This window comes from Heyndrickxia acidicola (assembly GCF_001636425.1).
Lineage (GTDB): Bacteria > Bacillota > Bacilli > Bacillales > Bacillaceae_C > Bacillus_AE > Bacillus_AE acidicola.
In genome coordinates this window covers 4,140,250-4,153,738 of sequence record NZ_KV440953.1, presented here as the reverse complement: position 1 = coordinate 4,153,738, position 13,489 = coordinate 4,140,250, and the positions used below count along the sequence as shown (strand labels likewise).

Annotated in this window: 16 protein-coding genes, 1 tRNA gene and 1 pseudogene; 6 read left to right on the top strand and 12 right to left on the bottom strand. The window is 39.8% G+C overall.

What is annotated here, in order from left to right:
- Positions 1–171 precede the first annotated feature (171 nt).
- Positions 172–1,011, top strand: coding sequence for an STAS domain-containing protein (locus A5N88_RS19315; protein ID WP_066269032.1), 840 nt, complete (start codon positions 172–174; stop codon positions 1,009–1,011).
- 133 nt (positions 1,012–1,144) lie between these two features.
- Positions 1,145–1,366 (top strand): DUF378 domain-containing protein, encoded by a 222-nt coding sequence (locus A5N88_RS19310; protein WP_066269029.1) that lies wholly within the window; start codon positions 1,145–1,147, stop codon positions 1,364–1,366.
- Between the two features lie 118 nt (positions 1,367–1,484).
- Here the strand turns inward: A5N88_RS19310 and A5N88_RS19305 are convergent, their stop codons facing one another.
- Together A5N88_RS19305 and A5N88_RS19300 are read right to left on the bottom strand one after the other, a co-directional pair.
- Entirely contained in the window at positions 1,485–1,865 is a 381-nt protein-coding gene (locus A5N88_RS19305; RefSeq protein WP_066269026.1) for an iron chaperone, read from the bottom strand.
- 445 nt (positions 1,866–2,310) lie between these two features.
- Positions 2,311–2,514: pseudogene (locus tag A5N88_RS19300) on the bottom strand (KGG domain-containing protein); the annotation flags it as partial.
- A gap of 793 nt (positions 2,515–3,307) precedes the next feature.
- Between A5N88_RS19300 and A5N88_RS19295 the strand changes: the two are divergent.
- Complete coding sequence (locus A5N88_RS19295; protein ID WP_066269021.1) at positions 3,308–3,493, top strand: aspartyl-phosphate phosphatase Spo0E family protein; 186 nt, start codon at positions 3,308–3,310, stop codon at positions 3,491–3,493.
- Positions 3,494–3,613: 120 nt separating this feature from the next.
- Here the strand turns inward: A5N88_RS19295 and A5N88_RS19290 are convergent, their stop codons facing one another.
- The 9 genes from A5N88_RS19290 to A5N88_RS19250 form a co-directional block, all read right to left on the bottom strand.
- A complete protein-coding gene (locus A5N88_RS19290; protein ID WP_157090731.1) occupies positions 3,614–3,907 on the bottom strand; it encodes a hypothetical protein in 294 nt (97 codons plus the stop codon).
- Positions 3,908–4,523: 616 nt separating this feature from the next.
- Positions 4,524–4,742, bottom strand: a complete 219-nt coding sequence (locus A5N88_RS19285; RefSeq protein ID WP_066269018.1) for a WYL domain-containing protein — start codon at positions 4,740–4,742, stop codon at positions 4,524–4,526.
- Between the two features lie 340 nt (positions 4,743–5,082).
- Positions 5,083–5,155: transfer RNA gene (locus tag A5N88_RS19280), tRNA-Thr, on the bottom strand.
- A gap of 213 nt (positions 5,156–5,368) precedes the next feature.
- Complete coding sequence (locus A5N88_RS19275; protein ID WP_066269016.1) at positions 5,369–5,758, bottom strand: VOC family protein; 390 nt, start codon at positions 5,756–5,758, stop codon at positions 5,369–5,371.
- Between the two features lie 163 nt (positions 5,759–5,921).
- Positions 5,922–6,836 carry a phosphotransferase gene (locus A5N88_RS19270; RefSeq protein WP_066269014.1) on the bottom strand — a complete coding sequence of 305 codons (915 nt, stop codon included), beginning with the start codon at positions 6,834–6,836 and terminating at the stop codon, positions 5,922–5,924.
- A 188-nt stretch (positions 6,837–7,024) separates the two neighbouring features.
- Entirely contained in the window at positions 7,025–7,966 is a 942-nt protein-coding gene (locus tag A5N88_RS19265; RefSeq protein WP_066269011.1) for a DnaD domain-containing protein, read from the bottom strand.
- A 148-nt stretch (positions 7,967–8,114) separates the two neighbouring features.
- Complete coding sequence (locus tag A5N88_RS19260; RefSeq protein ID WP_412733824.1) at positions 8,115–8,246, bottom strand: YvrJ family protein; 132 nt, start codon at positions 8,244–8,246, stop codon at positions 8,115–8,117.
- A gap of 98 nt (positions 8,247–8,344) precedes the next feature.
- Positions 8,345–8,560 (bottom strand): DUF2922 domain-containing protein, encoded by a 216-nt coding sequence (locus A5N88_RS19255; RefSeq protein WP_066269004.1) that lies wholly within the window; start codon positions 8,558–8,560, stop codon positions 8,345–8,347.
- 41 nt (positions 8,561–8,601) lie between these two features.
- Entirely contained in the window at positions 8,602–8,820 is a 219-nt protein-coding gene (locus A5N88_RS19250) for a DUF1659 domain-containing protein (RefSeq protein ID WP_066269001.1), read from the bottom strand.
- A gap of 1,124 nt (positions 8,821–9,944) precedes the next feature.
- Between A5N88_RS19250 and A5N88_RS19245 the strand changes: the two genes are divergently transcribed.
- Positions 9,945–10,208, top strand: coding sequence for a hypothetical protein (locus A5N88_RS19245; protein ID WP_066268998.1), 264 nt, complete (start codon positions 9,945–9,947; stop codon positions 10,206–10,208).
- Positions 10,209–10,364: 156 nt separating this feature from the next.
- On the opposite strand, the gene A5N88_RS19240 is transcribed toward A5N88_RS19245, so the two are convergent.
- On the bottom strand, positions 10,365–11,909 hold the full coding sequence (locus A5N88_RS19240) for a response regulator transcription factor (protein WP_066268996.1): 1,545 nt from the start codon (positions 11,907–11,909) through the stop codon (positions 10,365–10,367).
- Between the two features lie 406 nt (positions 11,910–12,315).
- Here A5N88_RS19240 and A5N88_RS19235 point away from each other — a divergent pair, with 406 nt between their 5' ends.
- Positions 12,316–12,906: a DUF6230 family protein gene (locus A5N88_RS19235; RefSeq protein WP_066268994.1), complete on the top strand. Its 591-nt coding sequence runs from the start codon at positions 12,316–12,318 to the stop codon at positions 12,904–12,906.
- Between the two features lie 124 nt (positions 12,907–13,030).
- Positions 13,031–13,486, top strand: coding sequence for a DUF6114 domain-containing protein (locus tag A5N88_RS19230; RefSeq protein WP_066268992.1), 456 nt, complete (start codon positions 13,031–13,033; stop codon positions 13,484–13,486).
- Positions 13,487–13,489: the final 3 nt, after the last annotated feature.

Genomic DNA, 13,489 nt, shown 5'->3' with positions numbered 1-13,489 from the left:
TGCATAGTGCCTTGTACATAACTCCCTTCAATTGTAAAGACTAATTTTCCATATATTAAACTAAAGCGGCTCTTTTTCCTTATCGTAACGATGTGAATAAATATTGAAAATGGGGTATAAGGTAAAAAGCTTGAATGTCAGTTAAGCTGTGAGTTTAGGGAGAGGATGAATATGAAACACGAATTAATGTATATCGGAAATAAAATTATTCAAAACAGCCAGCTGCTGGCTGAGCATGTTGGGAGAAAGCAAGGCGATGCATTTGAGAAAAAGCTGGATGCTGCTCCTCTCCCGCTCGAGGAACGAATAGAATATCGGGCTAGTCTTATACAGCTATTTGGGCAAGCTCTGTATAGGGAAAACAAAGATATAGTAAGAGAGGTTGAAAAATGGGCCAACAATGCAGGACATGCTGCAATATTCAACCATTTACCCTTAAATGATGCGCTTCAAGCCATTACATGCTATCGAACGGTTATTTGGGATGTTTTTTCTGAAGAGCTTGAAAAAAACCAGTTCTCGGCTATAACCATGCTCGACGTTTCAAGGATTATTGACCCTTTGCTCGATCAGATAAGCCGTATTTATGGAAAGCTCTATGACGAACATAATCAACATCTGATGAAGCTTGCATACACAGCACTGGAAGAGCTGTCTGTTCCTGTCGTGCCTATTTTTGACTATGTTGCCGTTATCCCTTTAGTAGGGGCCATTGATACACATCGTGCAAAGCTTATTATGGAGGTAGCCTTGGAGGAAGGAGCTCGGCTTAAGCTCACTGATATCATCCTGGATGTCTCAGGTGTTCCCATTATTGATACCATGGTGGCTGACCAGCTTCTCCAAATTATAAAAGCCATTCGGCTGACAGGCATCTCAGTCATTATTACAGGGGTCCGTCCGGAAATTGCCCAAACCATTGTGAGCCTTGGCGTTAGCTTTGGAGACATCCGAACACTGGCAAGCATGAAGCAAGCGCTAAAGGAACTTGGCTTCAAAAAAGAAAAATAAGTACTATTATCAATCGATTTATCTCCGTACAATTATTTGTATAACCTTTGTATAACTTTTGTATAAAAATAGCGTTTGGGATGTTTTTTCCAGGGTATATAAGTGTTGTAACCAAATAAAGGAGGGGACCAAGTTGAAAGCGTTTAATGTTATCGCATTGATTCTTTTGATTATTGGCGGAATTAACTGGCTATTAGTAGGATTATTTCAATTTGACCTTGTTGCAGCGATTTTCGGGGGACAAAGCGGAGCGATCGCAAGAATTGTATACGTAATTGTAGGACTTTGTGCGTTATATTCCTTGGTCTTTATCCCATTTGTGAACCGTGAAAGAAGAACACCTTTAGAACATTAATCATGGTTTTTCGCTTTATACATGCTTTCCCACTCGCACCGCTTTCTGCGGTGCTTTTTTTTGAAAAATAAAAATGCCCTCAGCCAATTAAGCTGAAGTAAGGCATCTCGTTTCGAAATTATTTTATTTTTTCCTTGCCCTTGTTCTTATTCTCTGCAGCTCTAAACTCCACTATCTTCCTAATAAGTTCTTTAGGCAGCGGCTTAGTGAAAGGAAAATGGATTGAATCTTTTGTACCTTTATACTCTGCCACTTCTTCTTTAAAGGCATTCATTCCACTGGAAGTTGGATAAAATCCTATATGCTTCTTCCAAGCAGCAAAATATACTAACGTTCCATTTAATGCAAAAGCCGGCATTTGGTAGCTTATTGTTTCTTCGGCTTCAGATGCTGACTCTTTTATAATGACTCTTAATTCTTGAAGTGTATCTTGAACCTCGGCAGGAAACTGCATTATGTATTCGTCAACCGTTTGATATTTCTCTTTATCTTTTCCCATATATTTGTTCCTTCCAAATTTGTAATGATATTTTAAAGTTTAACATTTTTCTTTATTCCACAAACACTGTACAAGAGTTTCATCCATTTTTCGAATTCCCCCCCACAGATTGCTGCTTTACTTATGAACAATCATTCTGGTCTTAATGGAATCTCTTCGTATATATAGGAACAAAGTTTACGAAAAGAGCCTTATGTAAAAATCAGCATGACTCTTTAAAACACAGGCTCTGTTTCCCTGTTGATTTCCCTCTGTGGGCATTCGCTTTTCGCGGCCAGCAGAAAAACCTCATCGCAGCTCCTGCAGGGCCTCCTTTGACATGCTTGTTGCTTATATAAGCAGGAATCTTGCACCTCCCCTCCTGCCAACATTGTTCTTAACAGAGCTAAAGCATTAAAAAAGCAGAACCAGCCTAAGCCAGTCCTGCTTTTTTGTTTAAATTCTACTCTTGGTTGTCCCGTCTTGCCTTGCCGCCTTTTTCGCCAATCTCTTCGTAAAATTCATGGTCGTGGTTTTTTGAGGTGGCTTCTCCGCCTTTTTTGCCGATTTCCTGATAGAATTCTTTGTCATGATTTTTTGCAGTAGCTTCTCCGCCTTTACGTCCTGCTTCTTCTACGCTCATTTTTTTAGAATTGTTATCGTTAGCCATGTTTCATCCACTCCTTCTTAGAATTTTACTGCGTACATATATCAAATACCCTTGTCCTTTTGTTCTAAACGGTTTTTTTCATTAAAAAAGGATCTATTTAAACTTGCTGATGATTTTAATTAAAGAAAAGTCCTTCATCGGGGGGATGAAGGACCAAAGGAGCTCGAGCATAGCAAGAATAGTCCTTCATCAAGGGGATGATGGACCATTCGAGCACAATCAAACCAAGAATAGTCCTTCATCGAGGGGATGATGGACCATTCGAGCACAATCCAAGCAAGAATAGTCCTTCATCGAGGGGATGATGGACCATTCGAGCACAAATAAAGCAAGAATAGTCCTTCATCAAGGGGATGAAGGACCAAAGGAGCTCGAGCATAGCAAGAATAGTCCTTCATCAAGGGGATGATGGACCATTCGAGCACAATCCAAGCAAGAGTAGTCCTTCATCAAGGGGATGAAGGACCATTCGAGCACAATCCAAGCAAGAATAGTCCTTCATCGAGGGGATGATGGACCATTCGAGCACAATTCAAGCAAGTATAGTCCTTCATCGGGTGGATGAAGGACCATTCGAGCACAAATAAAGCAAGAAAAGTCCTTCATCAGGTGGATAAAGGACCATACGCTATTAAGAAGCATTCAACTTAAATGCTCGTATATGTGAATATCTTCACAATTTGTTCACGTTGTTTTGACAACTTATTGAACAAGGCCCAAATCGTCTTTTTATTGCACGAAGATGTGTCATAATGAAGACCTAATAACAATTTTGTAATTAGGAGAATGTCAAATGACAATTTTATTAGAATCTATTAAATTAAAAAATGAAATAACTCAATTGAGAAAAGATATGATGACAACTGCCCAACAGAAGGGCTTCAACGATCCTGAGACACTAAAATACAGCCAGGAAATTGACAGGCTGACATTAAAGTTTAAACATATCATTGTAAACAAAGGCTTAGAAGCATCTTAAGGTGCTTCTTTTTTGTCAGGCCACTACTGGGATTACCATCAATTATTTTTTCACAACACTTCAACAGAATAATGAAGATATAAAAAACCTCTGCCTTCGTCGTCAGAGGTTTGATTTATATTATTCAGCCGTTTTTTCCATTTCGAACTTCTTCTTCATTACACGGGTCACAATAATCCCGGCAATGACGATGACCATCCCCGTTATTTCCAAAGCCAATGACCAGTCCTCTCCTAAGTAAAATTGAGGAAAGAAAACAAGAGGGAACCCCATCGAGACCATATAATAATAAAAATCACGCAAAATGGTCTTATCTCTCTTTAACCTGTAAAAGAAATAAACCCATACTGCTATCAGCGCGACTATATAAACACAAAGAAAAATTAGCATCGAATCACCAACATTTATTTTCATTTCATGCTCGTTCATCTTATTTCAATTTCTAATCATCAACTGAAACAAAATCAACCATAAGCATGTAAAGGGCTAGCAAATTAACTCCCTGCATCTGTACATCATTATACCCTTTTTTAACCATATTGTCTCAGCCATATGAGGGTTTCATTCTTTTTCATCAGAGGTGTTACAATTATTTACATTTTTCGGTATCGCAACACATTCATCTTAACAGTGAAAAAATACATTCTCTATTCGTTCCAGTTTTTTCAACTTTACTCATTTAGATTCCCTCTTAGTCTATATACGGGTATCTTATGAATTAGTTTCAGTTAGTAAAAACTACAAGCGCCTTGCTCTTGGGCATACGGATTTCGTTGCCCCTTAGTTTGCCTTCATAACAAATAGATTAAAGCTAAATGGATATTTTACCTTGTTAATATATTACAATACAATAGTATGTGAAACAAAATGTTTTATACGCATAAACTTTGGAACAGTAAGGAAAAAGATACTTCTTAGGCTGAGGGGATACGAGTTGATCCATTGTACGAACTGCAACAAACTATGTGGGCATCTCGTTCTGTGCTGCGTTAATACGATTGCTTTAGTTCAACAAGGGCTTGAACTTTTCTTAAGCTCCCATCTTATGATTTCTAAGGCGGCCTATCGATAAAATATTGCTCATCTTAAAAGTACGAAATTGGTTTCGCGTGTAGCAATATGCCTGTACCTCATCTTTCAAGACCGCTAAAACTTTAATGACACGCTGGGAAAGATCATTTTTATCGGACATATAAATAAGTTCAAGCCTTTCCCCTGCTTCAAGAGCGTTTAATAATAAGCCTTTCATCGATAGAACCTCCCCAAAATACGAATGTTTGTTCTTATTATACCCAAACGTCTTTTCTTAGTAAACATAAAAACAGAACGTATTTTCGTATAAATTGGATGTTTATTATGTGCTGGAAATAAAACTGACCATGAGGGTTGTGGCGCAGATTCCGCATTGGAATAGCATTACGTGGATAAATTGGAGTTCGGTGTGGGATCGGTTGTTGTGCTTCACTAATGTCAACCAAGCACATATTAAAGATGCCTATCAGGATATCTGAGAACAGAACTTTAATTTCCAAAAAAAAACGCAGTCCCTCAAACTAGAGAAACCGCGTCAAATCAATAATAAAAATGAATGCTGGTGAGAGGACTCGAACCTCCGACCCCTTCATTACGAGTGAAGTGCACTGCCAGCTGTGCTACACCAGCCTGCACTTCCAGTATAAGACGATTGCAATCAAGATATTCATCTAATTTTCAAACATTTTTACCCCTGCTGTTCGATGCAGACATTCCAGCGTTTATTAAGGCTGTTTTCGCATAGTTTACTGTTTTGAACCATATTTAGTTTGCAGCCTTGAACCCCATTGCATCCTAGTTCATTTATACAAATGGAAACAAAGTTTACGAAAAGAACCTTTATTAAATATGCGGCTGGAAGAACTCAATCCATTCGCCATCAGGCCCATAGAAGAAGATATATTTTGCACCGTTTGGAAGAGTTGTAACAGCTTCCTCCACAAAGGTGACACCGTGTTCTTTTACACGTTCGATTTCAGCCTCGATATCCTCCACGGTAAATGCCAGGTGATGAACCTTTCCTTCAGCAGGAAGATTAGGGTTATAGCCTTCAATAATTTCTACAAGAGGCTCGCCCTCACCTTCTATTCCCAGAAATGCCAGGGTAATGGCGGGATCAACATGGCCTTCCTTTTTTAAAAGCTCCAGCCCCACAACATTAGTGTAAAAGTCAATGCTTGTTACTAAATCCTTTACTTGAATTCCTACATGTTCAAACTTTTTAATGGCCATCTAGCTGTACTCCTTTTACGTGATATCGTTTTGTAAAGATTACTTTCGCATCATAAGTGCTTTGTTCATCAGCGTACAGATTTCATAGTCTCGACTGAGATTGAAATACTAGATTGCAAGGACTTCATTATCCTAGCATTCGCCAAAAGAATCTGTCAATTGTTTACGATTCCTCTAAAATCCCGGACAAGGAGGCCTGGCAATCGCGTATTATATTCTCATCCTGCAGATCATGTCCATACAACAGTAAAAGTACCAATGTATAGATAGCCTTGAATTGAGCGAGCTGTTTCCAGCGTTCACTTACCTCACCATATAACTCAAAAAAGCGTTCACGCCCCTCAGAAGGAAAAAAGCTGTAAACCAATGATAAATCAAGTGCAGGGTGGCCGATATGGACATCTCCCCAATCAATGACACCCGAAATGGCGCCTTTTGAATCTACTAGAATATTTCGGATATGAAGATCCCCGTGTACCAGTGCTGCTTCTGTTGAATCTGATCCGTCCTCCGGCAGTCCCTCTGCAAATTGCACAATATTCGCCAGTTTACTATAAAGCCCAAGTTTATGAAGCTTTTCAAGATTGGCCAGGAGTTTGGGCTTTCTTTTCACCAGATTCAATCGTCCCAGTTCATCCTTGGGCACACCCAAAAGCCCCGCTTGTTCCACCGGAAATTGATGCAGTTCCCTCAGGAAACGGGCAAGCGGCTCCACTGACTGCAGCCGTTCTTCCCTGGTCAGATTGGAAGGGGTTTGTCCGTTTACTTTTTTATAGCCTAAAAAAAGCCATGGAAAGCCTCCGCTTGGACTTCCGGCAAATAAGGGCTCAGGAATCGCAATAGGCAGCAGCGGGGCAATTCGTGGAAGCAATCGCCTTTCTGCCCGCAGCAGCTCTACCGCCATACTGCGACGCGGAAACCGAAAAACATAGTCGTCATTCACTGTAAAAACCGTATTGTCAAAGCCTTCCCCAAGAAGCTCAACTCTGGCAGGGATAAGCTTTGGGAACTGTTCTTCAATAAGCAAAACGGCCTGCTGCTCTGTCATGATCTCTTCAGGACTCCATGCATCTGCCATTGATTCCGTTCACTCCTTTTTTTCCACATTGCTGCTATTAGAAAAAAGCTTTCCAGTGGATTATTTTGAAAAGCTGTATCTAACTAAGAATTAGATAAATCTACTCTATTGCTTTTCTATAGAGACTGCAATGTTTAGATTCTGCTGCTTTTTAACTTAGTCTCCTCTGTGTATGCTGACTGTCGTTTTTAGCCTGAAGGCCTGCAGGTCCTTGCACTGCCGCTCCCCGGTTTATAAAACTTCTTTTGCAATTCTTCAAGTCTCGCACGCTTATCGACTACGGTTTCCTGCGGATCGGCCTCAGGCAATGTAACTACGGGCTCTTGCTGCAACGGTTCTTGATACCAATCCGGAATCCATTCTTTTCTTGCAGGGCCCCTTTCTGCAAAGCCTTTTCTTTGTTGAAAGACTTTGGTTTCTTCCATGGCAGCTTTCGCGGTTTTAATTCCTTTAGAAACCCAGTTATTTAAAATGGTCCTCGCATAAGCGTAAGATGCACCAGCAGCTGCAGCTTTTTGGATTGCCATGCAGACGGCCTCCTCTTCTATTCCCTCTTTGTTGATAAAATCCTTCAGCTCTTGCATTTGGACCGTACTTGGCTTCCGATTGAAACAAGACCGGTACACTTCCTGAAAGTGTAAACCATCAGCTGCTGAAGAATTGTTTTTTTGTGGTTTCGTTTTCACTTGTTTAATAATGTTCTGGGTATCTGTCGGGGTACTTATCGGTATATTAGACAACTCATTTGCATTAGAGTTTACACTTATCCCGATGCCGGATGGCTGGTTTGTGCTGGTCTGGCTGCTTGTCGGCCTGTCAGATGACATTTCGCTGTATCCTGAGTCTTCATAAGAACCAAATGGGAGAATTTTAAAAGCTGCTGCTTTCACTCCCCTTTCCCGGTAATCAATTCTTCCCTTTTCCTTTAGTATTTTTCTCGCACCATAATAGGCATCCTTTTTTAATCCTGTCTTCATTTCAATGACCGATTTCGCCACTTCAAATTCATCCACCCAGCCCGCCTTGTTATTGATATTCATTAAGGCATGCCATAAATTGATGGCGGATGGGGGAATGGCATTCGTTTCAAGCCACACATAAAAAGCATTCATCTCTTTTATGTAATTCATAGTGATATCCTCCTTTATGTTCCCTTCAAGGGCATATGTAAGGGCTCTGCTGAATCTGCCCGTTTAAGAAACTATGTAAAAAAGAAACCACGCCTTCTATGGTTTCTTTCAAGATGAAGAACGCCTCCGTTTGGGCATCCATGGATCTCTAGACTTTTTTCAATCGTTCGGGAAGGCCTTGAATAGACTCGACCACTGCATCAAGCTTGGATTCGATCCGGTACAATAAAAACAGTGATACGACGATTGGAAAGCCAACATCGCCGATGAATTTGATCATTTGATCCACCTCTTTCACCCCTTTCCTTCATTATTAGCTATTCAAAGTGAAAGCAGGGAAAGCCCTGCTCCCACAGGATCAAGGCTCCTTTAAAACGATTAAAGCGTATAATCTGAGACATTCTGCTCAATAAGACGGGCTCCTTTTACAGCTGTAAATGGAAGTCCACTCGCACTCGTCTGTACGTTTGATGCCAAAATTTTATTCATGGCATCCTTCAGCTTCACGGTGTCAACCGGTTCAATGGGTTCATCCACTGCTATTCGAACGGTTTTGTTATCCTCTGTCACAAATTGCAATTCCAATGTTTTCATCTTCTGCACCTCCTTCCTGCTCTATCGATCTGCCATCACGATTAAGAAAGAATATCCTTACTGTCATCACGCTCAACTGTCATTAGCGGCTTAGTTGACAGAGAAGCAATTGCCTTCGCGAATGCCTGGATTTCATCTGCCGTGGCATCCATGCGAATATTGCTGAACAATTTGCTTTTTAGAATGTCTTTGCCCTTTTCATCCTTTCCATAATTAAATACCAGTCTCACCTTGGTACTTTTCAATAATGCTTCTGCCATGTCCCTCACCTCCTCTCACTCCTTATATAGAGCTGGAGGCAAAAAAAAGACACCTGTCCGGGTGTTATTTTTTAGTAATCTTTGTTTTATTCTCTTTTCGTAAACTTTGTTTCTAGTTGACACAAAAAAATGATGAAATTATTATTGGCTGTCGTAAGTTCCTAAAACTCAATTAGTATCTAATTTATTATTAAATATATCTATAAATTGCATTAGAGATGTCGGCAAAAATGTACCTTTCCGAGTAAAAAAATCGGATCTATATTTCTATATTGTGGCGGAATGGAGTGATGTTTAATGGATTCAGTCTCTATCTATTTTTTCACAACCGAATAAGGAAGCATACTAATTCCGAGGCCGGCTGAGATGCAGCCAACAATGGATTCAAGTGTTCCAAACTCCATAATTTTATTGGGAATTTATTTTGATTCATCAAACCATTGTTCAAGTCTAGCTCGGTAGGAGCATCCACTCCGAAACATAAGCAGGGTTCTAGTTTTTATATCTTCAAATGAAGTTATTGGAGGTTGACTTACGCACATTATAAGAATCAGGGCTAGTGTCACAAGAAAAAAATTGTATAATTAATTGTGTTGTTTATCCAATATGTTAATATTTCCATAAGGAGGTGTGGAATGATAAGCAAAAATCAAATAGTTGCTATTCTTTGTACACTCGGCATAATATTAATAGCACTATCATATTTAGTTCATCTATCTAATAATGTATCAACTTTCATCTTAATATTGGGTTGTGCCTTGATTGGATTTGGATTGGGAAAATTCTTTTCTAAGCCCAAAGATATAAATTAACTATTTAAGCCCCAAATAAGGGCTTTTTATTTTTATTGCTTACTTTGTAGTTATTCCTTTTTCACGAACAGGGTTAGTAAAAGTAGAATACTTTAGAGTAAAGAATGAGAGTGTATATTAAATTTTTTCCTTTGGGTAATCTTCTTTCTAATTTGGTGTAGAAAGCACGTTATATTATTGAAAAACAGTTATTATAATCCAAATTCTTATTTAACTAAAGGATGCTTTCACACCAACTGGGCTGTTTCGAGTCTGTTTTTATATCATGCTAAGAAGGAAAAGAATAAGCGGGAAATTTTAAGGGGAGAAAGCTTGGATTTGATTGATTTTGTTTTTTTAATAATTATAGCCATTATATATGTTGCAACATCTAAAGATATGAAATTAGCAATACTTGATTTTTTATTAATAGTTTTAATTTTTTACTTTATTTATTACTCTTTTGGTTTCTTGTTTAACTACCAAAGAGATGTTGGTAGCACTACTAGTATCGTGATGTGGTTATTATTGTTTAATCGTTTCTTCAAAATTAGCTTTAAAATTAGAAAATATATCGACAAAAGAAAAAATAAGTAGATGTTTTTAAACTAACGTGTGCGTTCGTGCAATTCAGAATTAAAACACCGCGAGTGTCAAAGGCGGTGTTTTAATTGTTATTTAATGTACTTTTTTGCTTACATTTTCAAGTCCTGAACTTTAAAACAGAGCCCGTTATGCGAAAACAGCCCTGTTTTATTTGATCAATCCCATGCGAATGGCTTTGACAGCGGCCTCTGTCCGATTTCTTGCTTTGAGTCTTTTCATGATTGTCGAGATATAGTCTCTTACCGTATATTCACTGAGGTGGAGCTGCTCTGCTGCTTCCGTTGTTGAAGCCCCTTCTGCCAAAAGCTCCAAAACATCAATCTCCCGGGCCGTTAGCTGGATCATCTCCCTGTCTTCTAAATGCATCAGCGGCAAATCCATACGCGGGGTAAATTTTGTCAAAAGCTCACCTGCACTTTGTCCAAATTTGAGCAAAGCGGTAATCGTACTGCTGTCGACTTCAAAGTGCTTGCCTGGACCCTGGTCTAAAATTGCCGCACCGATCAGCTTTCCTTCAGAAGGGACATAAATTGGGGTTACGATGACCGATTCAAGCTGGAATTGACGAACATACTGATCCGGAAACTCCTCGGCAGCATTTGAAATATAAATGGGCTGGAAATTTTTTATGCGGGCATTCTGCGGATGAATTTTGCTCAGGCTTTTATAAATAAATGGAATATTGTCCACATTTTCGCGGATGGAGCGGATGTCATGGTCATTAAAATGGTAGCCGGTCAGCCCGTGTCCCATTTCGTCTGTATAGGAATATTGAAAAAGAGCACAGCGTTCAAAGGGAAGGTATTGTGCATAACCGTATGCAATATGCTCAATGGCATCGTGTAAATTCTGCGATCTCATAATCCACTCACTGAATAGGATGACAGCATCCTTCCATTGATCGCCTGAATCCTGTGCTGCTTTCGCATCTTCCATTTGTAATAGATGAAGGGCATAGGTTAAAAAGGGTGCAGTAGAATGTACATCCTTATCAAAGCTGCAGAATAACAGGGTTTCTTTTTTCCAGGGGACGGGAAAGACATCTCGCGTTTCCTCCTCTTCCTCCCCTGTCCTAGTTAAATCAAGGAGAGCTTCTGTAATCAAAAACCAGGAAGGCTTAGCTGAACGTATTCTTTCCTCATCCATAATCTCCTCAGGAAGTCCAATAACAGAGCGGAGCTGATATCCCTCTTCTACGTGTTCAATGCGGGCAATCCATTCAATCTTTAATTGCTTGGAATGAACAATCTGGGAGCAGAACGAATCGACATTAAAATGCTCCTGCTTAGATATGGTGAGCATCCCCTCACAAATCTTTGAAAATAAATATTGGACAGAAGGATGCAAATGATAGGATCTTGTTGTATTGGACTTAATTACCTTGTGAACGGCATTTTCAATCAATGTTAAAATAAAAATGATTAGATTAGGCTCCGGAGCCCGCTGAAATTGCTGGATGTATTCAGACTTGATCTTTTCAATCAGTATATCTGCCTCACTCTGGTCCGATTCAAGAAATCCGGCAAAAAACCGGCAGGCAAACTCAAAGGCCTCAGCGGATTTTTTATTTGTTTCTTTTAAATAGGATAAAATATCTGAGCATTCAAGGATAATTTGTTCTTTATGCTCAAACAGCAGGTCCACTCCTTTTTTCAACACCATCTTCATATGGCTATTCAGCGACAAGGACACCATTCTCTCCCCTTATTTATATATATTTTAAATAAACGAACTAATGGATGATTGTTGTTCGATTCTGTAAGCACTTTCAGATGATACCATTACTATCGTACCATAAGCCCACCTTTTAAGGCTATGCTGAGTCTTATTGGCCGCTCTCTATTCTCTAAAAAGTGAATCCCTAAAAGGGACAAAACGCACTCATGTATGAAAACCTTTAACCTTCCCTACCATACTTTCGAAACAAACACGACATTTATAGGGGGTAACTGCCGGACAAATCCTACATTTTCAGGACTATAATTTTCTGATAGTTGAGAATAAAATAAATTTGTAAGCGTTTACCTGTAAAGGGGGGGAAGAATAAAAGATACAGGCTTTATGGTCATAATTCTTTTCTGGTGAGGGAGGAAAAAGGATGAACGAGGGGATTGCGGTTGTCAGAGGGAAAACCTCTAAAAAAAGTTTTTTTATCTCTTTTCTTGTCGGCTTGCTTGCTTTAGGAGGGCTATTATTAGGCTTTGGGGCAAATGGAGTAATGGCGGATGTACCGATGAGCGGAATCGGCCAATTCAACGTTTCTTTTGATCAAATGACCGGTAAGGGCTTCCATCTTTACGGTTCCTTGTACTCCGATAATAATGCAGCCAAGCCTGTCTTCGTCAACCAGATTGATGATGTGACCATTTCAGGTCTCGTCATTTCAAAGGATGTCAGCTTTGGCCCATTGGGGAATTATACGGTAAAAATTACAGCAGGCAGCGGCAATACTCCAGTCCATATCACAGGCTTGACGCAAAAAGCCGCACTGATTCAAGGGGATGCCCAGTTTACAAATATGGACATCAGTGAGCACAACGTGGATTTAAGTAATCCCGCTAATGCCAGCAAGGAATTTACTCAAGGGTCTGACACGATTACCATCAAAAACGGCAGCCTTGATACCAGTTACTTATTCCAGCAGGCTGTTTCATTGCCTGGCATGAAGGTGGAATTTGTTAAAAGGTAAGACTCTCTTCGTAAACCGTTCTTTTTGAAAATAGTTGAGATGTTCCCTGTACGGCTTTAAAGCTTTTCGAAAAAAAACAGCCAAAAACAAACTACAAAGGCCTTTCTCTGGGAGTTGAGATGTGATGGATCATAATCGGACATTTAGACAACGTTTCAAGAATTGGAGAATGAGCCGGCCATTTTGGGGGGCGACCTTGTCGCTCCTTGCTGGTCTGATCATTCTGTATATTCCTTTGCAGCTTCTGCAAATCGCCTTTGCACCTGGCAACCTTGCTGTTATCGGGCTTATCTTTGGCGGGCTCATTGTTTTAATTGGCGTATTAGGATTCATTTTCCCAAATTTTCATATAGTATTTGGGATCGTCACTATTTTTCTTTCTATCCTTTCCATTATGGGAGCACTTGGCGGCTTTTTTATTGGTACCCTTTTAGGCATTATTGGAGGATCCCTTTCCATTGCATGGAAAAGGGAAATTATCTATCTTCCTGCATCCAATTCAGGGACGGACGGATCAGACTCTTCTTTAAAAGAAGTTGCAGCTGGAGCTGTCGCTTTGGACGAAGCAAGTCAACACTAGTGC